The 21,523-nt window shown below is 72.0% G+C and carries 19 protein-coding genes and 1 pseudogene; 15 read left to right on the forward strand and 5 right to left on the reverse strand.

Annotated features, from left to right (window positions below; all coding sequences use genetic code 11):
* Positions 1-18: 18 nt before the first annotated feature.
* Entirely contained in the window at positions 19-1,149 is a 1,131-nt protein-coding gene (locus OG758_RS39460) for an NADH:flavin oxidoreductase (RefSeq protein WP_326714255.1), read from the reverse strand.
* A gap of 367 nt (positions 1,150-1,516) precedes the next feature.
* On the opposite strand from OG758_RS39460, the gene OG758_RS39465 reads away from it, so the two are divergent.
* The 3 genes from OG758_RS39465 (at position 1,517) to OG758_RS39475 (ending at position 3,766) form a co-directional block, all read left to right on the forward strand.
* Positions 1,517-2,440, forward strand: coding sequence for an NADP-dependent oxidoreductase (locus OG758_RS39465; protein ID WP_326714256.1), 924 nt, complete (start codon positions 1,517-1,519; stop codon positions 2,438-2,440).
* A gap of 34 nt (positions 2,441-2,474) precedes the next feature.
* On the forward strand, positions 2,475-3,413 hold the full coding sequence (locus tag OG758_RS39470) for an AraC family transcriptional regulator (protein WP_326714257.1): 939 nt from the start codon (positions 2,475-2,477) through the stop codon (positions 3,411-3,413).
* A 137-nt stretch (positions 3,414-3,550) separates the two neighbouring features.
* Positions 3,551-3,766, forward strand: a complete 216-nt coding sequence (locus OG758_RS39475; protein ID WP_382061669.1) for a hypothetical protein — start codon at positions 3,551-3,553, stop codon at positions 3,764-3,766.
* An 87-nt stretch (positions 3,767-3,853) separates the two neighbouring features.
* Here OG758_RS39475 and OG758_RS39480 read toward each other — a convergent pair whose 3' ends face one another.
* Positions 3,854-4,507, reverse strand: coding sequence for a TetR/AcrR family transcriptional regulator (locus OG758_RS39480; RefSeq protein ID WP_326714259.1), 654 nt, complete (start codon positions 4,505-4,507; stop codon positions 3,854-3,856).
* 125 nt (positions 4,508-4,632) lie between these two features.
* On the opposite strand from OG758_RS39480, the gene OG758_RS39485 reads away from it, so the two are divergent.
* The 4 genes from OG758_RS39485 to OG758_RS39500 all read left to right on the forward strand — a co-directional run bounded on the left by OG758_RS39485 (position 4,633) and on the right by OG758_RS39500 (position 7,499).
* Positions 4,633-5,193, forward strand: coding sequence for an NAD(P)H-dependent oxidoreductase (locus OG758_RS39485; protein WP_326714260.1), 561 nt, complete (start codon positions 4,633-4,635; stop codon positions 5,191-5,193).
* A gap of 176 nt (positions 5,194-5,369) precedes the next feature.
* Positions 5,370-5,831 (forward strand): DUF6153 family protein, encoded by a 462-nt coding sequence (locus tag OG758_RS39490; protein ID WP_326714261.1) that lies wholly within the window; start codon positions 5,370-5,372, stop codon positions 5,829-5,831.
* Positions 5,832-5,947: 116 nt separating this feature from the next.
* Positions 5,948-6,616 carry a DUF305 domain-containing protein gene (locus tag OG758_RS39495; RefSeq protein ID WP_326716182.1) on the forward strand — a complete coding sequence of 223 codons (669 nt, stop codon included), beginning with the start codon at positions 5,948-5,950 and terminating at the stop codon, positions 6,614-6,616.
* A 430-nt stretch (positions 6,617-7,046) separates the two neighbouring features.
* Entirely contained in the window at positions 7,047-7,499 is a 453-nt protein-coding gene (locus OG758_RS39500) for an STAS domain-containing protein (RefSeq protein ID WP_326714262.1), read from the forward strand.
* Positions 7,500-7,525: 26 nt separating this feature from the next.
* On the opposite strand, the gene OG758_RS39505 is transcribed toward OG758_RS39500, so the two are convergent.
* Entirely contained in the window at positions 7,526-8,113 is a 588-nt protein-coding gene (locus OG758_RS39505) for a TetR/AcrR family transcriptional regulator (RefSeq protein WP_326714263.1), read from the reverse strand.
* A gap of 280 nt (positions 8,114-8,393) precedes the next feature.
* Between OG758_RS39505 and OG758_RS39510 the strand changes: the two genes are divergently transcribed.
* Genes OG758_RS39510 through OG758_RS39525 form a run of 4 tightly spaced genes read left to right on the forward strand, consistent with a single transcriptional unit; the run spans position 8,394 to position 13,201 of the window.
* Positions 8,394-8,933 carry a (2Fe-2S)-binding protein gene (locus OG758_RS39510; protein ID WP_227293378.1) on the forward strand — a complete coding sequence of 180 codons (540 nt, stop codon included), beginning with the start codon at positions 8,394-8,396 and terminating at the stop codon, positions 8,931-8,933.
* Positions 8,930-9,922, forward strand: coding sequence for an FAD binding domain-containing protein (locus OG758_RS39515; protein ID WP_326714264.1), 993 nt, complete (start codon positions 8,930-8,932; stop codon positions 9,920-9,922). The genes OG758_RS39510 and OG758_RS39515 overlap by 4 nt, the downstream gene beginning before the upstream one ends.
* Entirely contained in the window at positions 9,919-12,057 is a 2,139-nt protein-coding gene (locus OG758_RS39520) for a xanthine dehydrogenase family protein molybdopterin-binding subunit (RefSeq protein ID WP_326714265.1), read from the forward strand. The genes OG758_RS39515 and OG758_RS39520 overlap by 4 nt, the downstream gene beginning before the upstream one ends.
* On the forward strand, positions 12,050-13,201 hold the full coding sequence (locus OG758_RS39525; protein ID WP_326714266.1) for an XdhC/CoxI family protein: 1,152 nt from the start codon (positions 12,050-12,052) through the stop codon (positions 13,199-13,201). The genes OG758_RS39520 and OG758_RS39525 overlap by 8 nt, the downstream gene beginning before the upstream one ends.
* 53 nt (positions 13,202-13,254) lie before the next feature.
* Here OG758_RS39525 and OG758_RS39530 read toward each other — a convergent pair whose 3' ends face one another.
* Entirely contained in the window at positions 13,255-16,506 is a 3,252-nt protein-coding gene (locus OG758_RS39530) for a BTAD domain-containing putative transcriptional regulator (protein ID WP_326714267.1), read from the reverse strand.
* Positions 16,507-16,588: 82 nt separating this feature from the next.
* Between OG758_RS39530 and OG758_RS39535 the strand changes: the two genes are divergently transcribed.
* From OG758_RS39535 to OG758_RS39550, 4 genes and pseudogenes are all read left to right on the forward strand, one after another.
* Positions 16,589-17,854: an MFS transporter gene (locus tag OG758_RS39535; protein ID WP_326714268.1), complete on the forward strand. Its 1,266-nt coding sequence runs from the start codon at positions 16,589-16,591 to the stop codon at positions 17,852-17,854.
* Positions 17,855-17,892: 38 nt separating this feature from the next.
* Positions 17,893-18,070: pseudogene (locus OG758_RS39540) on the forward strand (alkene reductase); the annotation flags it as partial.
* A 288-nt stretch (positions 18,071-18,358) separates the two neighbouring features.
* Positions 18,359-18,562, forward strand: a complete 204-nt coding sequence (locus tag OG758_RS39545; RefSeq protein WP_100598391.1) for a cold-shock protein — start codon at positions 18,359-18,361, stop codon at positions 18,560-18,562.
* Positions 18,563-18,892: 330 nt separating this feature from the next.
* Positions 18,893-20,434: a DEAD/DEAH box helicase gene (locus OG758_RS39550; RefSeq protein WP_326714269.1), complete on the forward strand. Its 1,542-nt coding sequence runs from the start codon at positions 18,893-18,895 to the stop codon at positions 20,432-20,434.
* Between the two features lie 68 nt (positions 20,435-20,502).
* On the opposite strand, the gene OG758_RS39555 is transcribed toward OG758_RS39550, so the two are convergent.
* Entirely contained in the window at positions 20,503-21,465 is a 963-nt protein-coding gene (locus OG758_RS39555; protein ID WP_326714270.1) for an electron transfer flavoprotein subunit alpha/FixB family protein, read from the reverse strand.
* Positions 21,466-21,523 lie beyond the last annotated feature (58 nt).

The raw sequence follows: 21,523 nt of genomic DNA on the forward strand, positions 1-21,523 counted from the left end.
CAGGACTGGAGGCAGGTCCTAGCTCAGGGTCTTGAGCGCTGCTGCCGCGTCGTACGGCTTCAGCTGGTCGAAACGGCCCTCCAGGACCTTCGCCGCCCACTCCGGGTCCTGGAGCAGGGCGCGACCGATGGCGACCAGGTCGAACTCGTCGCGCTCCAGGCGGTCGAGGAGGTCGTCGATGCCCTTGACCGCGGAGCCCTCGCCCATGAAGGCGCGGATGAAGTCGCCGTCGAGGCCGACGGAGCCGACCGTGATGGTGGGCTTGCCGGTGAGCTTCTTGGTCCAGCCCGCCAGGTTCAGGTCCGAGCCGTCGAACTCCGGGCTCCAGTAACGGCGGGTGGAGGCGTGGAAGGCGTCGACGCCGGCCGCGGCGAGGGGGTCGAGGATCGCCTCGAGCTCGTCCGGGGTCTCGGCGAGCCGAGCGTCGTAGGCCTCCTGCTTCCACTGCGAGTAGCGGAAGATGACCGGGAATTCGGGGGAGACGTTCTCGCGGATGGCGGCGACGATCTCGGCGGCGAACTGCGTGCGGGCCACGGGGTCGCCACCGTAGCCGTCGGTACGGCGGTTGGTCCCGGCCCAGAGGAACTGGTCGAGCAGGTAGCCGTGGGCGCCGTGCACCTCGACGCCGTCGAAGCCGATGCGCTCGGCGTCCTTGGCGGCCTGTGCGAACGCGCCGATGACGTCGTCCAGGTCGCCCTGGGTCATCGCCTTGCCCGTGCCCTCGGTGCCGTCGATGCGAAGGCCCGACGGGCCGACGGCCGGGGCCTCGGCGAAGGGCGGCTTGCCCTGCTGGCGCACCATGCCGATGTGCCACAGCTGCGGCACGATCGTGCCGCCCGCCGCGTGCACGTCCTCGGCGACCTTCGCCCAGCCGGCCAGCTGCTCCTCGCCGTGGAAGCGCGGCACCCGGTCGCTCTCTCCGGCCGACTCGTGGCCGACGTAGGTCCCCTCGGTGACGATCAGGCCCACGCCCGCGGCGGCCCGGCGGGAGTAGTAGGACCGAACGTCCTCACCCGGGACGCCGTTCGGCGAGAACATGCGCGTCATGGGCGCCATCGCGATGCGGTTCGGAACTTTCAGACCGTTCAGGGCGACAGGGCGGGACAGGATCTCGGCAGCGCGGGAAACAGGCGACGCGGCGTCAGTCACAGAGTGCTCCTCTTGGGTACCAGTCGGTATGTGCACAAGCATGGAATCTTCGTGTGCCAACCGCTCCGGCCCCCATGGCATTCCGCTGGTCAGCCTCGCCCTCATGTGATCCGGGCCACGGCTCCGGGGTCCATGGGTGGCCGGCGACACCGGAGGGCTGCCGCGCCACGTCGGCCGGCGGTGCGAGCGTCCCTTCGGGGAGGGCATGCCCAGGGATCCCGGCCGTCGAGACGCTGGGACATGTGGCCGAGACGGAAGGCTATTCAGCGGCTCACTCGATCTCCCTATGGTTGAGGACATCAAGCGGGGCGTCGGGCCGGATCCCGGGCCGGCGCCCTCAAGCCCGCCTGGAACAGGGAGAGTTACCGTGCGCGCAGTGATTCAGAAGTCCTTCGGTGGTCCCGAGGTTCTCGAGGTCGTCGAGACCGGGCGGCCGAAGCCGCTCTCCGGTGAGGTTCTCGTCAAGGTGCACGCCAGCGCGGTCAACCCGGTGGACGTGGCCGTCAGGTCCGGCGCCTTCCCGCTGCTCGGCGAGCCCCCGTTCGGCGTCGGCTGGGACATCTCGGGGGTCGTCGAGGAGGCCGCCCCCGGCAGCCGGTTCGCCGTGGGCGACGAGGTCTACGGGATGCCGTTCTTCCCCCGCGCCGCCACCGGTTACGCCGAGTACGTCGCGGCCCCGTCCCGCCAGCTGGCCCGTAAGCCCGCGTCGGTCGACCATGTGCACGCCGCCGCCATCCCCCTCGCGGCGCTCACCGCCTGGCAGGGCCTCGTCCAGGCCGCGGGCGTGAAGGAGGGGGACCGGGTCCTCGTCCAGCGGGCTGCAGGCGGTGTCGGCCACTTCGCCGTGCAGATCGCCAAGGCGCGGGGCGCCCATGTGACCGCCCTGGGCAGCGCGGCCCGGCAGGACTTCCTCCGCGGCCTCGGCGCCGACGAGGTCATCGACTACCGGACCACCGATTTCACCGACGTGGTCAAGGACGCCGACATCGTCCTCGACTCGCTCGCCCAGGGGGACCGGTCGCTCGGGACGCTGCGTCCCGGCGGGGTGCTCATCAGCATCCTGGAACACGGTGACCCGGAACTCGCCGCGCGCGTGGAGGCGGCCGGGCGGCGTTTCGCCGGCATCTCGGTCGAGCCGGACTACGCCGCGCTCGAGGCGATCGCCGAACTCGTCGACGCGGGCGCGATCCGTCCGCACGTCCAGGAGACGTTCCCGCTGGCGGAGGCGGGCAAGGCGCACGAGCTGGTCGCCTCGGGGCATGTACAGGGCAAGATTGTCCTGACGGTCTGACCGGGACGGGCCGCACCAGGGAGGGCGAGGCCGGATGGACATCCTCACCGAGGCGCTGGCCTCGATGCGCACGGGACGCCCGGCGTCCGTCCGCACCAACGGCCGCGCCCCCTGGGGCCTGCGCCTGCCCCCGGTCGCCGGCGCGGGATTCCACGTGGTGCTGTACGGGACCTGCTGGCTGGTCCCGCTGGAGGACTCGGCCCCGCATCTGGAGCCGATCCCGCTCAGCCCCGGCGACGTCGTCTTCCTGCGCGACGGGCGGGGCCACATCCTCGCCGACCACCCGTCCAGCGCGGCCGAGGAGCCCAGGGCCGAGCACTTCCGGGAGGGGTCGCCGATCGGCTCGGTGACGCTCGGCGGTGACGGCCCCGAGACCAGCCTGCTGTGCGGCAACTACCACCTGGACCAGGGCCGCCCGCATCCCCTGGTGCGCCAGCTGCCCGAGGTGGTCCACCTGCCGGCGCGGCAGGGGCGCCACCCGGAGCTGAGCGCCGCGGTCCAGCTCCTCGGCTCCGAACTGGAGAATCCGCGGATCGGCTCGGACGGCATCGTGCCCACGCTGATCGACTCACTGCTCCTCTACATCCTGCGCGCCTGGCTGGACGACCAGCCCGCCTCCGCCGCGCAGGGCTGGGCCGCGGCGCTCGGCGACTCGGCCGTCGCGCCCGCGCTGGCGGCCATGCACGGCGCCCCGTCGGCCCAGTGGACCGTCGAGGCGCTGGCCGAGCGGGCCGGGCTGTCCCGCGCCGCGTTCGCCAGGCGGTTCACCGCGTTGGTGGGGGAGCCGCCCATGGCGTATCTGACCCGCTGGCGCATGACGACGGCGGCCCGGCTGCTACGGGAGTCCGACGCGCCCCTGACGGTGGTCGCCGCCCGCACCGGCTACGGCTCGGAGTTCGCCTTCGCCAAGGCGTTCAAACGGGAGTACGGGCTCGCCCCGGGCGGCTACCGGCGGAAGACCGGAGCGGGGTAGGTGCGGCGGAGCGGCGGTGCAGCGGGGCGGCTCAGGCGGGCCGGGCAGGCGGGGCCGGGATTTCGAATGCGGGTTCGAGTGGGGGTGCATTTTCGGGTTGCCTGGACCATTCTTGAGGTATGGCCGAAGGTGCGCCCGTGACCGTGCACCCGCCCCTGCCTGACGGCGGTCGACGGGTGACGATTCGCGGCAAGGACGTGGGGACCGCCTACAACCTGCTCGACGTCCTGGAATTCCTGCGCGCCGCGGGCCTTCCCGAGGCGGACACGGCCGTCGACGACCCGGAACTGATCGACTGGCATGGTGCGGGCCCCGACTCCTGGGGCCCGGACGGGCCGGAGCCGGCGTCGTGACCGGTCGGCCGTAGGGCGCTTGCGCGACGGTCAGGACGCTTGCGTAAATCGGCCGACCAGGATGTCCGCGTACGTAAGCCGGTCCGACTAGGACGGTCGCGCGAGCCGGTCGAGCAGCTCGTGCCAGCCCGCCTCCACGCGGTCCAGCGGCATGCCCCGCTCGACAGTCAGATGGTGGACGAGCGCGGTGTCCGCGGCGGCCAGCAGCGTGTGCGCGAGGAGATCGGTGTCGCCCTTCGCGCCCGCCTGGCGCAGCAGCAGCATGACGTGCGTGTGGCGCAGGCGGTTCGCCGGGACCGTGTAGTTGCGTAGGGGGTCGGTGCGGGCGGCGAGGATCAGCTCGTGGTGGTCCCGCTCGTGACGGATGAGGGCGGGCCCGAAGGCATGCAGGCGCTCCAGGGCGGGCGCGTCCGGACCCAGGGGAGGCGGGCCCGAAAGGAACGCCGCCTGAAGCTGCTGCTCCCGGTGGTCCAGGAGGGCGATGAGCAGCCCGGTCCGGTCGCCGAAGCGCCGGAAGACCGTCCCCTTGCCGACTCCGGCCGCCGTGGCCACCGCCTCCATGGTCAGGTTCGCCGCCCCGCACGCGGACATCAGGCGTGACGCGGCCTCCAGTAGGCGCGTGCGGTTGCGTGCCGCGTCCGCCCGCAGCGCAGGCCGCTCGCCCGCCGGTGTCAGGGCGAGGTCGGTCGGTCCGCCCGGGGTGCCGGATGTCGTGACGAGGGGAGGGATGGGGCCGGTCATGGCTTCAGAGTAGCGCCGGGAACCGAAAAGTGGACCGCGGTCCGGATAGGTGGTACAAATTTAAACGGACTTCGGTCCGGTTGGACCGTGCATGAGATCCGTTCGCCCTTATCTGGAGTTATGCCATGTCTGTTCGCATCCTCGCCCTCGTCGGCAGCCTCCGCGCCGGTTCCCACAACCGTCAGCTCGCCGAGGCCGCCGCCAAGCACGCCCCCGTCGGCGCCGACATCCAGCTCTTCGAGGGCCTCGCCGACGTGCCCTTCTACAACGAGGACATCGACGTCGAGGGCAGCGTCCCCGCCGCTGCCGCGCGGCTGCGTGAGGCCGCGGGTCAGGCCGACGCCTTCCTCCTCTTCTCGCCCGAGTACAACGGCACCATGCCGGCCGTCCTGAAGAACGCCATCGACTGGCTGTCCCGCCCGTACGGCGCCGGCGCGATCTCCGGCAAGCCGGTCGCCGTCGTCGGCACCGCGTTCGGCCAGTACGGCGGCGTGTGGGCGCAGGACGACGTGCGCAAGGCCGCGGGCATCGCCGGTGCCGCGGTGCTCGAGGACGTGAAGCTGTCCATCCCCGGTTCCGTGACGCGCTTCGCCGAGACCCACCCCGCCGACGACTCCGAGGTCGCGACCGCGCTGACCGAGGTCGTCGGCCGCCTGAGCGAGCAGGTCACTCCCGCCGCTGCCTGAGGCTCCTGACACGAGCGCGGCCGGAGGCCCGGGACGACGACCGTCCCGGGCCTCCGGCCGCTCCCGTTCCGGGGGAGTCCTGACGGGTTCCGGACGAACCCCGGCCGGGCCACGAACGGCTGATCCGTGGCAGCCCCGGAGCGCGCACGCGGATCCTCTCTGCCTACGATGCAGCGGTGACCACCCGCCTCGGACCGCCCGCGCGACCGCAGTTGACGCTGCGGCTCCTCGGGCTGCTCGTCGGCGCCGTGCTCCTCGGCCTGCTCGGCATGCACGGCCTGGGACCAGTACCGGCAGGCGCGCACAGCGAGATGCATCCCGCGGCCGCGTCCGCCATGGGTGCGGATGGCGCCGCAGACGCGGGTGACCATGCCGGGCCCGGACAGCGGGCCGTCAAGGCTTCCGCTTCCGATTCGTGCGACCACGGTGGCGGTGGCTGCGACGGACATATGGCCCACGCCGACTCGGTCTGCGCCTCCGCCTCCGTCGCCGGGCCCCCGGCAGTCGCGCCCGCGATGCTCCCCGACGTGATCGCCTGCCCCGCCCGCTCGGCCGCCCGCACCTCGTCGGCCGGCAGTGGCCCCGACGGCGGCCGCGCCCCGCCGTCACTATCGGAACTCCAACTCCTGCGGATCTAGAACGGCCCGCGCGGTACCGCACGCCCCAAGGGGCGGCGCCGCGCTCGCGCGAGCCCTTCACCCAAGATCAGCACCAGGAGTTCCGCATGACCGCACACCGCATGACCGCACACCGCATGACCGCACACCGTACGTTCGTCCGCCGCGCCGCCTTCGCCGCCACCGCAGGGGCGGCCGCCCTGGTACTCGCCGCCTGCGGCAGCGACAAGTCGGCCGGGGGACACGACATGGGGGCGAAGGAATCCGGCTCGGCTGCGGCCGCCTCGCCCAAGGCCGACGACCACGGCAAGGCGGAAGGCCGCAACAGAGCCGACGCTCACAACAGCGCCGACGTCTCCTTCTCCAAGGAGATGATCCAGCACCACCGCCAGGCCGTCGAGATGGCCGGACTGGCCGAGGGCCGCGCCGCGTCGAAGGACGTCAAGAGCCTCGCCGCCAGGATCGAGGGGGCCCAGGACCCCGAGATCGAGAACATGTCCGGCTGGCTCACCGCATGGGGTGAGGAAGTCCCCGCCGACATGTCCGGCATGGGCCACGACATGTCCTCGTCCATGCCCGGCATGATGAGCGCCGGCGACATGGAGGCGCTCAAGAAGGCCTCCGGCGGCGACTTCGACAAGAAGTTCCTCGTGATGATGGTCAAGCACCACGAGGGTGCCGTCACGATGGGCAGGACCGAGAAGTCCGACGGCAAGTACGGCCCCGCGACGCGGCTCGCCGCCGACGTGGTGACCGCGCAGACCGCCGAGATCGAGCAGATGAACAAGATGCTCGGCAAGAGCTGACGGATCCGAGAGATCCGAGAGATCCGAGAGATCCGAGAGATCCGAGAGATCCGAGAGATCCGAGAGATCCGAGAGATCCGAGAGATCCGAGAGATCCGAGAGATCTGACGGATCTGAAAGATCTGGCGAAACGCCCTGGGTGGACGCGCCGTACACCCCCGGGGTGTGGCCGACAGGCACCCTGCCGGCCACACCCCGGCAGGGTGCACGCAAGGCTGCTTGCCGCCGGACCCGTGACGGCACGCGCGATCGGGGGCATGGTGGGAGACCCTCACCGCAACGGCCGCCCTGCGCCCGTGCCGACCGTGAACCGGGATCCGCCATGGCCTGATCGTGCCGGCTCGGGGCACTCGTCCGGTTCGGGCACCGGCGCCGATGTGTGCGAGGCTCGACGCCAAGGGCCTTCGTACGTCGGCCGGATGGAGGTGCGATGTCCACGCAGAGCCACCGTTTGATGATCACCGAGCTGGCGAGCTGCGAAGGCTGCGCGGTGCTGCGGGTCAGCGGCGAACTCGACCAGAGCGGTGAGGAACTCTTCCTGGGCACGCTCGGTGCCTGCGTCGACGCGGGCCACCCGTACCTCGTCCTCGACGTCACCGCGCTCTCCTTCTGCGACTCACGCGGTCTGTACTGTCTGCTGGCCATGCGGTGGCTGCTGGACCGCCGGGGCGGCAAGCTCCTCCTGGCCGGGGCGGGGCGACGGCTGACCGAACTCCTCGCCCAGACAGGCAGTGTCGATCTGCTGCCCGCCCAACGGTCCGTCGGGCAGGCCCTGTTGTCGCTTCCTCCCTCGCACCGGCCGGTCTGGCCGCCCGTATCGAGCCCCGACGCGCTGGACGACGGCCCGCCCAGACCCCCGCATCCCCGGCCTCCTTCACCCTGAGGGGCCCGGCCTGGGGCGCGCGGGACTCACCCGCCTCGGGCGGCCCCCGGCGCACCGGCGCGAAGGCCGTCCATCACGAGGTCGAACAGCCGCCCGGCCCGCGACTGCCAGTCGCCGTGCGGGTCGATCTGCCAGAGCCCGGCGATGGCGAGTGCGAAGTCCTCCGGTGTCACCCCGGGGCGGATCGTGCCCGCCTCCTCGTTCGCCTTGAGCAGGAGCGACATGGCCGAGGTCACCGGGCCGTGGCCGAGGGCGGCGAGGCTGCCGCGCGTGGCGGCCTGACGCAGTGCGTCCGCCAGGCCGGCCTTCGCCATGGCGTACTGGGCGAGGCGGTCCATCCATGCGCGCAGGGCCTCGTCGGGAGCGCGGGCCGCGAGCAGCTGGCACGCGGTGTCGGCGACCTGCTGCATCTCGTAGCGGTAGACCTCGAGGACGAGGGACTCGCGGTTGGGGAAGTTGCGGTAGAACGTGCCCTGGCCGACGCCCGCCTTCTTCGCGATCGCGCTCAGCGGGGCGTCCGCCGACCGCGTCAGCTCGACCAGCGCCACTTCCAGGATGCGGTCGCGATTGCGTTGCGCGTCCGAGCGCAGCGGCGCTTCCTTCTTCGGCTGCACCCGTCCCCCTTCCGGGAATCACGAATCCGTACGCCGGTGCCAAGAACCGGTATGACCTTGCTAAGCGGACAGGTGTCCGTTAGGTTCGACGTAGCGGACACTTGTCCGCTTAGGTTCCACCATAGCGGCAGATCCGGCTCGAGTTAACGGCCGCCGCCCACCGCAAGCGGCCTTGCGGCCGACGAGCGCGCGGCAGGCGCACCATCCCGACGTTCTCCCTCTACGCACACCCCTCGCATACGCACAGCCCTCGCACCCCATGAGCGAAAGAAGGCTGATCATGGCCCCATCGACGTCCAGCGTCATCACGCTGAACATCAATGGTGAGAAGTACACGCTGCCCGTCGACCACCGCACCACCCTGCTCGACGCCCTGCGCGAGCGACTCGATCTGCCGGGCACCAAGAAGGGCTGCGACCAGGGCCAGTGCGGCGCCTGCACCGTGCTCCTCGACGGCCGCCGCGCCGTCTCCTGCCTGCAGCTCGCGGTCGCCGCCGAAGGGCGTGAGATCACCACCATCGAGGGCGTGGCCGACGCCGACGGACTGCATCCGGTGCAGCAGGCGTTCCTCGACCTCGACGGGTACCAGTGCGGTTACTGCACCCCCGGCCAGATCTGTTCGGCCCTCGCCGTCATCGAGGAGCACGCGGCGGGCTGGCCCAGCGCTGTCACCGCCGACGTGCGGCCGGAGGCGGGTGTCCCACCGCTGACCGCCGACGAGATCCGGGAGCGGATGAGCGGCAACCTGTGCCGCTGCGGCGCCTACGTCTCGATCGTCAAGGCCGTCGCACGGGCCGCCGGAACGGAGGCAGTCGCATGAAGGAGTTCGGCTACGAGCGCGTCTTCGACGTGCCCGCCGCGGTCGCCCTGCTCGACGCCGACCCCGACGCACGCTGTCTGGGCGGCGGCACCAACCTCGTCGACCTGATGAAGACGGGCGTCGAGCGGCCGGCCCGGCTCGTCGACGTACGAGAACTGCCGCTCGGCGAGATCGAGTTGACACCGGACGGCGGCCTGCGCATCGGCGCCACGGTCACCAACAGCGACCTCGCCGCCCATCCCGACGTGCGGCGCCGCTACCCGATGCTCGCGCAGGCCGTCCTCGCGGGCGCCTCGGGCCAGCTGCGCAACATGGCCACCGTCGGCGGCAATCTGCTCCAGCGCACCCGCTGCGGCTACTTCACCGACCTGGCCAAACCCTGCAACAAGCGCACGCCCGGCAGCGGTTGCCCCGCCATCGAGGGGGAGCACCACAACGCCGCGATCCTCGGTGCCTCCGCGCACTGCGTGGCCGTCCATCCCTCGGACATGGGCGTGGCGCTCGCCGCACTCGACGCCGTCGTCACGTACGAAACGGTGGACGGCCCGGGCGAGTTGGCACTCGCGGAGTTCTATGCGCCCGTGGGGGAGACCCCGCACATGGAGACCGCCCTGCCGCCCGGCGCGCTCATCACCGCCGTCACCCTGCCCCCGGCGCCCGTCGCCGCCCTCTCCCGCTACCGCAAGGTCCGCGAGCGCGCGTCCTACGCGTTCGCGATCGGGTCCGTCGCCGCCGCGCTCGACGTCCGGGACGGAGCCGTCCACGAAGTGCGCCTCGCCTTCGGGGCGGTGGCGTCACGACCCTGGCGCGCACGCGAGGCCGAACGCGTCCTGACCGGCGGCCCCGCCACCGCCGAAGCCTTCGCCGCGGCCGCGGACGCCGAACTCGCGGCCGCCGAGACGCTGCCCCACAATGGATACAAGGTGACGCTGATGCGCAATCTCGTCGTGGCCGTGCTGACCGAGCTCGCCGAGGAGGCCGCCCGATGACCACGACGACCACGGCAGCCCCGGTGACGGGAACCGTCGGCGCCTCGTACACCCGGGTGGAGGGGCTGGAGAAGGTCACCGGGGCAGCCCGGTACGCGGGGGACGTCCCCGCCGCCGAACTCGCCCACGGCTGGCTGGTGTTGTCCACCGTCGCCCGCGGCCGCATCCGCTCGATCGAGTCGGACCCTGTCCGCGCGATGCCCGGGGTGCTGGCCGTGCTGCACCACGGCAACGCGCCGCGCGTCGACGGGAACTACGTCGGCATGCTGGGGCGGCCCGACCCGATCGTCGAGGTCTTCCAGCACGACCGGGTGCCGTTCGTGGGCTGGCCGGTGGCGCTGGTCGTCGCCGAGACCACGGAGCAGGCCAGGGAGGCCGCCGAGGCGCTGGTGGTGCGGTACGACGAGGAGCCGCACGACGTCGCGTTCTCCGCCGGACACGCCGGCATCTACACGCCGGACGGCGACGGCATGCTGGCGGAGAAGGGCGACCTCGCGGCCGAACTCGCCGCGTCCGTCCATGTCGTGGACGCGGAGTACACCACCCCGGAAGAGCACCACAGCTCGATGGAGCCGCACGCGGCGATGGCGCGCTGGGACGGCGGACGCCTGGAGGTCGTCGACTCCAACCAGGGCAGCATGTGGGTGGCGCAGGAGCTGGCGAAACTGTTCTCGCTCGACCCGGCCTCGGTGCGGGTGCGGTCCGAGCACATCGGCGGTGCCTTCGGGTCCAAGGGTGTGCGCGTGCACCAGATCCTCGCCGTGATGGCGGCGACCGTGCTCGACCGCCCGGTCAGGGTCGTCATGACCCGACGTCAGATGTTCTCGCTGGTCGGCTACCGCAGCCCGACGGCCCAGCGCGTCAGGCTCGGCGCCGATGCCGACGGGCGGTTGCGTGCTCTCGACCATCAGGCGCACAGCCTCACGTCGACGGTCCACGAATTCGTCGAGGCCAGCGCCGGGTTCGGGCGTCCGATGTACGCCGCCGACGCTCACCGCAGCGTCAACCGGGTGGTGCGCCTGGACGTGCCGACACCGACCTTCATGCGCGCGCCCGGTGAGGCTCCGGGCTCGTTCGCCCTGGAGTCCGCGCTCGACGAACTCGCCGAGCGGTGCGGCATGGACCCGATCGCCCTGCGTGCCCGCAACGAGCCGGACGTGGGCCCGGTCTCCGGGCTGCCGTTCGGCTCCCGCAACCTGCTGGCCTGCTTCGACGAGGGGGCCCGCAGGTTCGGCTGGGCGGACCGGGACCCACGTCCCGGCGTACGGCGCGAAGGGCGCTGGCTGCTCGGCACCGGCACGGCGGCGGCCACCTTCCCGGTGATCGTGGCACCGTCCACGGCGGCCGTGACCGCTGAGGCCGACGGCACCTTCACGGTGCGGATCGGCGCGTCGGACGTCGGGACGGGGGCGCGGACCGCGCTGACCCTGCTCGCCGCCGAGGCCCTCGAGGTGGCCGGGGAGCGCGTCCATGTGCGCATCGGCGACAGCGACTTCGGCCCGGCGGCGATCTCGGGCGGCTCGATGGGCACCCGCTCCTGGGGCTGGGCCGTCACGGCCGCCGGGCGAGACCTGCGGGAGCAGCTGGCCCTGGGCGGCGACATTCCGCCGCAGGGCATCACCGTGCGCTCCGACACCAGCGCCGCCGTCGGCTCCCTCACCCAGAAGGAACGGCACTCCTTCGGCGCCCAGTTCGCCGAGGTCGCCGTCGACGTCACCACCGGCGAGGTACGCGTACGGCGCATGCTCGGCGTCTTCGCGGCAGGCCGGATCGTCAACCCGCTGACCGCGCGCAGCCAGTTCATCGGCGGGATGACCTGGGGACTGTCCATGGCGCTGCACGAGGAGGCGGTCCGGGACCAGGCCACGGGCGGCCACGTCGGAGCCGACCTCGCCGGCTACCACTTCGCCGCGAACGCCGACGTACCGCTGATCGAGGCGGACTGGGTCGACGACCCGGACGCCGACGACCCCGTCGGGATCAAGGGAATCGGCGAGATCGGCATCGTGGGCGCGGCCGCGGCCGTCGCCAACGCGGTGTGGCACGCGACCGGCGTCCGCCACCGCCACCTGCCGATCCGGCCCGACCGCGTCCTGTCGGCCGGGGCCCCGGCCGAGGGTGACGGCGATGCTTGACATCGCCGACGAGCTGAACCGGTGGGCCGGACAGGGCCGGGACTTCGCCGTCGCCACCGTCGTCTCGGTGGGCGGCAGCGCACCCCGCGAGCCCGGCGCCGCCCTCGCCGTCGACAGCGAGGGCACGGTCATCGGCTCGGTCTCCGGCGGCTGCGTCGAGGCGGCGGTCTACGAACTGTGCGTGCAGGTGCTCCAGGACGGCGGGTCCGTCCTGGAGCGGTTCGGCTACAGCGACGAGGACGCCTTCGCCGTGGGGCTCACCTGCGGCGGCGTCATCGAGGTCCTGGTCACGCCGGTGCGCGCCGACGCGCCGGACAGGCCGGTGTTCGCGGCGGCGCTCGCGGCCGCCGCCCGCGGCGAGACGGCCGCGCTCGCCCGGGTGGCCCGCGGACCGGCCGAACTGCGGGGCGGGGCAATGCTGGTGAGGGCCGACGGCTCGTACGAGGGAGGGCTCGCCGGGGGCGACGGCCTCGAGCGCACCGTGGCGGGAGAGGCGCGGGCCCTCGTCGCCGCGGGCCGCACCGGCACGTTCGATCTCTCGGCCGACGGCTCCCAATGCGGCGCCGACCTGACCCTTTTCGTCGAGTCGAGCGTGCCACCGCCCCGGATGATCGTCTTCGGCGCCGTCGACTTCGCCGCGGCCCTGGTCCGTACGGGCAAGTTCCTCGGCTATCACGTGACGTTGTGCGACGCACGCCCCGTCTTCACCACGCGGGCCCGCTTCCCTGACGCCGACGACATCGTCGTCGACTGGCCGGACCGCTACCTGCGGCGCACCACGACCGACGAACGCACGGTCCTGTGTGTCCTCACCCATGACGTGAAATTCGACATCCCGCTACTGGAGATCGCGCTACGGCTTCCCGTCGCATTCGTCGGAGCGATGGGTTCACGCCGAACCCACGAGGACCGCGACCGCCGCCTCCGCGAAGTCGGCCTGACCAGCGAGGAGTTGGCGCGCCTGCACTCGCCGATCGGCCTGGACCTCGGCGCCCGCACACCCGAGGAGACGGCCCTGTCCATCGCGGCGGAAATCATCGCGTCGAGACAGGGCGGCACGGGCGCACCCCTGACCACCTCGCGCACACCGATTCATCACGACGGTGAGGCGGGAGAGCGCCGGATGATGTCGGGGCGGATCTGAGGTGTGATACGACCGTAGCTGGAGAGGGCGGGCCGTATTCGCTGTGTCCGGCCTCAACGACCCGTGAGGGGAGGCGTGTGGAGGCCCCCAGGGTCCTGGCCTGACGCGGCAGCCCGGAAGTGGAACCGCGCCGTATGGGCCGCCTCCTCCGGTGACAGGTTCGCACCGTCCCCGTACGCCTCCGCGAAGGCCGGGTCGCCCAGCGCGGCCGTCGCCCTCGCGGTGATGCGGTCCACGTCGCCGCGTTCCGCGGGCGGGAGCGGCGCGCCCGCGCTCCGGCGGGCCGCGTCCGCGGCGCCGAGGAGTGCGGCTGCCCGGCCCCCGTCCTCAGCCAGCGCTGCCGCGCCTGCCAGGCCTTCCAGGGAGAGGGCCACGGCGCGCGGCTCGCCGATGGCACAGGCGACGTCCAGACCGAGGAGATGGTGGGCGGCCGCCCCGGCCGCATCGCCGCGCAGTTCGGCGACGAAGCCCAGTTCGGCCTGGAGCAGATGGTCACCCGCCTCCGACGACACGGCACCGAATTCGTCGCGGATGCGCAGCAGATGTGCCCGCGCCGCATCGAGGTCGCCGGAGCGGCGTGCGCCGAGGGCGAGGCCCATCTCCGCGTGGAGTTCGCCGTACTTGTAGCCCTGTTCGGAGGCTGACCGCCGAGCTTGCCCGTGCAGTTCGGCGGCCCTGTCCCAGTCGCGGTCGAGCAGCGCGAGCCGGCCCAGGCCGGAGAGCCGGGCGGAGACCTCCACGTCCAGGCCGAGTTCCCGCGCCATACGCAGTCCCTCCTCGTGACGCCGGGCGGACTCCGCGTACTCACCCTTGATCTCGGCGAGCGCCGCCAGTGGCTCCACCGTCTGCAACTCGCCCCACCGGTCGCCGAGTTCACGGAAGAGCCCCGCGCTGCGCAGCCCGTCGCGCCCGAGGGCGTCCAGGTCACCACGGATCAGCGCGTGCATCGACCGCAGCCCGAGAGCCGCGGCCGTACCCCACGGGTCGTCCGCGGCGGCGAAGAGAGCGAGCGCCCGCGAGACGGCCTCCTCACTGGCGGTGAGGTCACCCGACCTGAACAGGCCGTAGGCGGAGAACCAGATGGCACGCCCCCGCCGCACAGGATCGGTGATCGCCACGTCAGGGCACGGCGCCGACGGTGGCCGCTCACCGGTCATCAGTCCGAACGCATCGCTCAGTAACCGGAGTTCGCCCGCGGACGGCACCACGGCGAGCACGGCAGACAGGGCCCGACGGGCCTCGCTCAGGCGGCCGCGCAGCAGCCACCACCAGGACAGGGCGGTGGCCACGTGCACGGCGTCGTCGGTAGCGCCACTCGTCGACGCGCGCCGCGTCGCCTCGTCGAGCGCCGCCCGCAGATTGGCGGTCTCGGCGTCGAGCCGGCCGAGCCACTCGCCCTGCCCGCCGCCGTGGAGGCGGGGCTCGGCTTGCTCGGCCAGTTCCGCGTAGTGCCGCAGATGGCGGTGGCGTACTGCGGCGAGTTCATCCGTCTCGTGCAGGCGCTCCTTCGCGTACGCGGCGACGGACTCGAGGAGCCGGTAGCGGGGGCCGGCGCCGCCGGGGCCGGCCACCACGACGACCAGTGACCGGTCGACCAGTCGCGTCACGACGTCGAGAACCTCGTCGCGGCGCACCCCGTCGCCCGCGCACACCTCCTCCGCCGCGTCCAAAGTGCAGCCGTCGCGATGCACGGCCAGGCGGCGCAGCACGATCCGCTCGGAAACGCTGAGCAGCTCCCAGCTCCAGTCGATCACCGCCCGCAGGGTCTGCTGACGCGGTGGCGCACCCCGCCGCCCCGTCGTGAGCAGCCGGAAACGGTCCTCGAGCCGGGCCGCCAACTCCCCGACGCCCAGGGCCCGTACGCGCGTCGCCGCCAGTTCGAGCGCGAGCGGGATGCCGTCGAGGCGCCGGCAGATCTCCAGAACCGCCGCACGGGTCTCAGGAGTGGCTTCGTCGGGCGAGAAGCCGGGGGAGGCTGCCGCCGCGCGCGCCGTGAACAGGCGTACCGCGTCCGCGGGTTGCAGTGGCTCGACCGGATGGACCGTCTCCCCGGCGACGCACAGCGGCTCCTGGGTGGTGGCCAGGATCCGCAGGTGCGGTGCGCGGCCCAGCAGCGTCCCGGCGAGCCGCGCCACCGAATCGACGACCTGCTCGCAGTTGTCCAGGACGAGCAGCGTCCTGCGGTCCCGCAGGGCCGTGGCGAGCCGTTGCTCGGGCCCGGCCGCCGCGCCTTGTCCGGGCGGACCCGAAAGCGCGTCGTCGCGCAAGCCCAACGCAGCGGAGACGACCTGCGCGAGATCGGCCACGCTCCCGCGCTCACCGGCGAGTTCGACCAGCCACACCCCGTCGGGGGCGTCCTGGATCCGCCGGGCCGCCTCGACCGCGAGTCGCGTCTTGCCCACCCCGCCGGGGCCGGTGAGCGTGACCAGGCGTTCCGTGGCGAGGAGTTGACCGATCTCGGCCAGGGAGCGCTCACGGCCCAGAAGTGCCGTGAGCGGGGCGGGAAGGTTCGACCGAGGGCGTTCGGACGGCGGTGGCGCGGCGCCCGCAGGAGCGGCCGGGGGAGGGGCGAGCGCCGGGTCCTGACGCAGGATCGCCTCGTGGAGCGCGGCCAGTTCGGGGCTCGGGTCGAGGCCGAGCTCGTCCGCGAGCCGGCCGCGCAGCTCCGCGTAGGAGCCGAGCGCCTCGCTCTGCCGGCCCGTCAGGTACAGCGCCCGCAGCTGGACGGCGCGCAGCCGCTCCCGGAGCGGATGGCGTGCGACGAGGTCCGCCAGCTCCCCGGTGAGGAGCGTGAGGTCGCCCGACTCAAGGAGCGCCTCGGCCCGTTCCTCCCGGACCGCCAGCTGCTGCTCCGTCAGGCGCTGCGCAGCAGTACGTACGAACTCCTCGTCCGCGAAATCTGCGTAGGCCGGACCACGCCACAACTCCAGTGCTTCGGTGAGGAGTTCGGCCCGTTCGCGCGGACCCGCCGCGGATTTCGCCCGGTCCACCAGCGACAGGAAGCGGTCGGCGTCCACCTCGTCCCCGGCCTCGTCGAGACGGAGCCGGTAGCCGGGAGCCTGGCGCACCACGCGGTCGCGGCCGAGCGCCTTGCGCAGCTGAGAGACCTTCGCCTGGAGGGCGTTGGCGGGATTCCCAGGTAGATCGTCGCCCCACAGGCCATCGATGAGACGGTCGGCGGAGACGGGCCGCCCCTCGCGGACCAGGAGCGCGGCGAGGAGGGCCCTGACCTTCACCTCGGGAACCGCGACCGGATCCCCGTCGCCGTCCCACACCGTCAGTGGACCAAGCACCCCGAACCGCATGTGAGCACGGTACACACGCCGTAGCCGCCGACCGTCAGTGGACCGTCAGCGTTTCCGAAGTCCCGACCTGCACTGTCGTGCCATGACCGGAACAGACTTCACCAGAACAGAGCCGACCCGCACACCACCAGCCACCGCACCATCCACGGCCGCACCATCCACCGCCTTCGCCACCGGGAACCGCAAGCTGCCGCTCCCCGCACTGCTCGCCCTCGCCACCGCCGTCTTCGTCACGAGCCTGACGGAGACCCTGCCCGCGGGTCTGCTGCCCGCGATGAGCCGTGACCTGGGCGTCGGCGAATCGGCCACCGGGCAGACCGTGACGGTCTACGCGATCGGCACCGCCCTCACCGCGATCCCCCTCACCGCGGCCACCGCCGGATGGCGCCGCAAGCGGCTCCTGATGACGGCGATGGCGGGGTTCGGCGTCGCCAACACGGTCACTGCCCTCTCGACGCACTTCCCCCTCACGATGGTGGCCCGTTTCGTGGCCGGGGTCGCGGCCGGCCTGGCCTGGGCGCTGCTCGCCGGTTACGCCCGGCGCCTCGCGCCCGTCCATCTCCAGGGCAGGGCCATCGCGATCGCGATGGCGGGCATCCCGGTCGCACTGTCTCTGGGCGTTCCCGCGGGCACGTTCCTCGGCAAGGCCGTGAACTGGCAGATCGCGTTCCTGAGCATGACCGTCCTCACCGTCGGCCTCCTCGGCTGGATCGCGGCGGCCGTCCCCGACCAGCCTGGCCTGCGACAAGTAGCCCGGCCGCCGATGCTGCGGGCGCTCCGCGTCCCCGGCGTGCCCCCGGTCCTCTTCGTCACCCTCGTCTTCGTCCTCGCCCACACCGTCCTCTATACGTTCGTCGCGACGTTCCTCGACGGCGTCGGCATGGGGAACTCCACCGATCTCGTGCTGCTCGCCTTCGGCGCCGCGTCCCTGGCGAGCATCTGGATCGTGGGCGCACTCATCAACCGCCACCTGCGCGCCCTGACCGTCGCGGCCGCCCTGCTGGTCGCCGCTGCGGCGGCCGTCCTGGCCCTGCTGTCCGACAGTCCCGCCCTGGTGTACGCGGCCGTGACGCTGTGGGGCCTCGGCTGGGGCGGCGCCCCCACGCTCCTGCAGACCGCCGCGGGCGACGCGGGAGGCGAGTCGGCGGACGCCGCGCAGGCCATGCTCGTCACTCTCTGGAACGTGGCCATGGCCGGGGGTGGAATCGCCGGCGGGATCCTCCTCGACCTGGTCGGATCCCGCTCCTTCCCCTGGACGGTCCTCCTGCTCCTGATTCCCGTACTCGCCGTGGTCGTCACCGCCCGCACCCACGGATTCCCCGCCCGCCGCACGGCGCCGACCTCATGAACGCCCACACCGCACCCCGTCACACCACTCACCCCGATTCCGCCGGCGCCGACCTGGTGGCGCTCGGCCGCCCGTTCCTTCCTGGCGAACCCTGATCCGGTCGAGCGGCTGCGAGGGGGCGCGCCGCTCAACCAGGTCCGGGACAGGTACCTGATGTACGGGGGAGGGGAGACGGGCTGCACGGACTGCCCGACCCTGTCCGGCAGCCGCCGCTGAAGTGAATATCAGGCGCCCGGGGCCCCTGGATTTGCTCAATCCGGGGTGAAGGTTCACGGCGACGCGCGAAATATTCTGGCTCACCGTGCTCCGAAGCCCGGTCCGTGCTAGTCTTGATCTCAGTTGCAGTTGTGGTTCCCATAGATACTTCAAGTGCCTTAGGTGACTTCACGTTGCCGGGCGCTTTTCTATTTCCGGATGCATTTTTCCGGGCGGGGCAATCATTGCGGCGACGCCGAGGTCCGCACAGTGTGGGCCACGGGCACTGCCCCGAAGGAGAATTTGCATATGGCTACTGGCACCGTGAAGTGGTTCAACTCGGAAAAGGGCTTCGGCTTCATCGAGCAGGAGGGTGGCGGCCCCGACGTCTTCGCCCACTACTCGAACATCGCCACCCAGGGCTTCCGTGAGCTTCAGGAAGGCCAGAAGGTGAACTTCGATGTCACGCAGGGCCAGAAGGGCCCGCAGGCGGAGAACATCGTTCCCGCCTGACGCTGAAGCGTTGAGCGCAGCTGGTGCCCGTACCCTGGTGGTACGGGCACCAGCTCGTTGCTGTTTGCGGGGTATCCCGCCCGGGTAGGCACGACCACCGGGTGTCACACCACCCCGGCGGGGCGCCAAGACCCCCGCACCCCATTGATCCGGCCCGTCCGAGAGCCGCCTGCCGCAGCGGAATCCCAGCATTCCGACGTCAGGCGTCGCCATTCTCCGTACCGGCGCGCCGGCTGATTTTCAGTCTGTTATTCGGCTCGTTCTTGCAATTCGTACGGCACTCATGCGCCGGGAATTCCTCGATACGTGCCATATCGAGGAAGGTTCTCCATGAACCGTTCAGCTCGCACGAACGACCGCTACTCCAACCCCCGCAGGGGCTCCGCCGGCGGTGACCGGGGCGCCCGTTTTCGACCCCAGGGCCAGGGTCAGGGCCAGGGACGCTCCGGCGGCAAGAGCTCCGGCGGCTACGGGCGCAGGCCCGCCGCGCCGCAGGGCGAGTTCGCGCTGCCTGTCACCGTCACGCCCGCCCTCCCCGCTGTGGAGACCTTCGGTGAGCTCGACCTGCCGGCCGAGATCCTCAAGACACTCACCGGTCTCGGTGTGACCGTGCCGTTCCCGATCCAGGCGGCCACCCTGCCGAACTCGCTCGCGGGCCGGGACGTCCTCGGCCGCGGCCGCACCGGCTCCGGCAAGACCCTCGCCTTCGGACTCGCGCTTCTCGCGCGCCTCGCGGGTCAGCGCGCCGACGCCAAGCAGCCCTTCGGCCTGATCCTCGTCCCCACGCGTGAGCTCGCCCAGCAGGTCACCGAGGCGCTCACCCCGTACGCCCGGTCGTTGAGGCTGCGGATGGCCACCGTCGTCGGCGGTATGTCCATCGGCCGTCAGGCCAGTGCCCTGCGCGGTGGCGCCGAGGTCGTCGTCGCGACGCCCGGACGCCTCAAGGACCTCATCGAGCGCAAGGACTGCCGTCTGGACCGGGTGAAGATCACCGTCCTGGACGAGGCCGACCAGATGGCCGACATGGGCTTCATGCCGCAGGTCACCGAGCTGCTCGACCTGGTGCACCCCGAGGGTCAGCGCATGCTGTTCTCGGCGACCCTGGACCGCAACGTCGACCTGCTGGTGCGCCGCTACCTGCACGACCCGGTCGTCCACTCCGTCGACCCGTCGGCGGGCGCCGTCACCACGATGGAACACCACGAACTGCATGTGCACGGCGCCGACAAGTTCGCCGCCGCCACCGAGATCGCGGCCCGCGACGGGCGGGTCATCATGTTCCTGGACACCAAGCACGCCGTCGACCAGTTCACCAAGCACCTGCTCGGCAGCGGCGTGCGGGCCGCGGCCCTGCACGGCGGCAAGTCCCAGCCGCAGCGCACCCGCACTCTGGCGCAGTTCAAGGCCGGCACGGTCACGGCGCTCGTCGCCACCAACGTCGCGGCGCGCGGCATCCACGTCGACAACCTCGACCTCGTGGTCAACGTCGACCCGCCGAGCGACCACAAGGATTACCTGCACCGCGGCGGCCGTACGGCCCGTGCCGGTGAGTCCGGCAGCGTCGTCACCCTCGTCCTGCCCAACCAGCGCCGCGACATGAGCCGGCTGATGCGCGACGCCGGCATCCGGCCGCAGATCACCCAAGTCCGGTCGGGCGAAGCCGAGTTGAGCCGTATCACCGGTGCTCAGGCGCCCTCCGGCGTCCCGATCACCGGCACCGCGCCGGCCACGGAGCGCCCCAAGCGCGGCGGTGCCCCGTTCCGCGGCATGGGCTCGCGCCCCGGCCGTGCCGGTGGTGATTCGCGCCGCACCTCCGAGGCCCGCCAGCTCGCCGACGCCCGCAAGGCCGCGCGGGTCCGCCGCGCCGGCTGAGGCATACGCACGAAGGCCGGAGGCCCTGGACCGATATCGGTCCAGGGCCTCCGGCCGTTCTGCTGCTGTCAGCCCTTGCGGGTGTTGATTTCCTCGGTGAGCTGGGGGACGACGTCGAAGAGGTCGCCGACGACGCCGTAGTCGACGAGGTCGAAGATCGGGGCCTCGGCGTCCTTGTTGACCGCGACGATGGTCTTCGAGGTCTGCATGCCGGCCCGGTGCTGGATCGCGCCGGAGATACCGTTGGCGATATACAGCTGCGGGGAGACACTCTTGCCGGTCTGGCCGACCTGGTTGGAGTGCGGGTACCAGCCCGCGTCGACCGCGGCGCGCGAGGCGCCGACCGCCGCGCCGAGGGAGTCGGCGAGGGCCTCGATGACCGTGAAGTTCTCGGCGCCGTTCACGCCGCGGCCGCCGGAGACCACGATCGCGGCCTCGGTCAGGTCCGGACGCCCGGTCGATTCACGCGGCGTGCGCGCGGTGACCTTGGTCCCGGTGGCCTGCCCGGAGAACGCCACCGTCAGGGCCTCGACGGTGCCGGCCGCCGGGGCGGACTCGACCGGGGCACTGTTGGGCTTGACGGTGATGACCGGAGTGCCCCTGGAAACACGGGACTTGGTCGTGAACGAGGCGGCGAACGCCGACTGCGTCGCGATGGGACCCTGCTCACCGGCCTCGAGGTCGGTGGCGTCGGTGATGACACCCGACCCGATGCGCACCGCCACACGCGCGGCGATCTCCTTGCCCTCCGCCGAGGACGGCACCAGCACCGCGGCCGGCGACACCGCGTCGTAGGCGGCCTGCAGCGCGTCCACCTTCGGCACGACCAGGTAGTCGGCGTACTCGGACGCCTCGTGCGTGAGGACCTTGACCGCACCGTGCTCGGCCAGCGTGGCGGCGGTGCCGGCGGCACCCGCACCCACCGCCAGGGCGACGGGCTCACCGATCCGGCGGGCCAGCGTCAGCAACTCAAGAGTGGGCTTGCGGACGGCACCGTCCACGTGATCGACGTAGACCAGAACTTCAGCCATGGGACTTCTTCTCTCCTGCGTGCGAAAGATGAGGACAAGGGGGGCGATACGGACAGGC

This window comes from Streptomyces sp. NBC_01474, from assembly GCF_035918215.1.
GTDB lineage: Bacteria > Actinomycetota > Actinomycetes > Streptomycetales > Streptomycetaceae > Streptomyces > Streptomyces aureus.

Coding starts and splice junctions, on each gene's coding strand:
- OG758_RS39545 (WP_100598391.1), top strand. CDS start 18,359: ATGGCTACTGGCACCGTGAAGTGGTTCAACTCGGAAAAGGGCTTCGGC.
- OG758_RS39510 (WP_227293378.1), top strand. CDS start 8,394: ATGGCCCCATCGACGTCCAGCGTCATCACGCTGAACATCAATGGTGAG.
- OG758_RS39470 (WP_326714257.1), top strand. CDS start 2,475: ATGGACATCCTCACCGAGGCGCTGGCCTCGATGCGCACGGGACGCCCG.
- OG758_RS39555 (WP_326714270.1), bottom strand. CDS start 21,465: ATGGCTGAAGTTCTGGTCTACGTCGATCACGTGGACGGTGCCGTCCGC.
- OG758_RS39485 (WP_326714260.1), top strand. CDS start 4,633: ATGTCTGTTCGCATCCTCGCCCTCGTCGGCAGCCTCCGCGCCGGTTCC.
- OG758_RS39525 (WP_326714266.1), top strand. CDS start 12,050: ATGCTTGACATCGCCGACGAGCTGAACCGGTGGGCCGGACAGGGCCGG.
- OG758_RS39480 (WP_326714259.1), bottom strand. CDS start 4,507: ATGACCGGCCCCATCCCTCCCCTCGTCACGACATCCGGCACCCCGGGC.
- OG758_RS39495 (WP_326716182.1), top strand. CDS start 5,948: ATGACCGCACACCGTACGTTCGTCCGCCGCGCCGCCTTCGCCGCCACC.
- OG758_RS39535 (WP_326714268.1), top strand. CDS start 16,589: ATGACCGGAACAGACTTCACCAGAACAGAGCCGACCCGCACACCACCA.
- OG758_RS39530 (WP_326714267.1), bottom strand. CDS start 16,506: ATGCGGTTCGGGGTGCTTGGTCCACTGACGGTGTGGGACGGCGACGGG.
- OG758_RS39500 (WP_326714262.1), top strand. CDS start 7,047: ATGTCCACGCAGAGCCACCGTTTGATGATCACCGAGCTGGCGAGCTGC.
- OG758_RS39520 (WP_326714265.1), top strand. CDS start 9,919: ATGACCACGACGACCACGGCAGCCCCGGTGACGGGAACCGTCGGCGCC.
- OG758_RS39515 (WP_326714264.1), top strand. CDS start 8,930: ATGAAGGAGTTCGGCTACGAGCGCGTCTTCGACGTGCCCGCCGCGGTC.
- OG758_RS39550 (WP_326714269.1), top strand. CDS start 18,893: ATGAACCGTTCAGCTCGCACGAACGACCGCTACTCCAACCCCCGCAGG.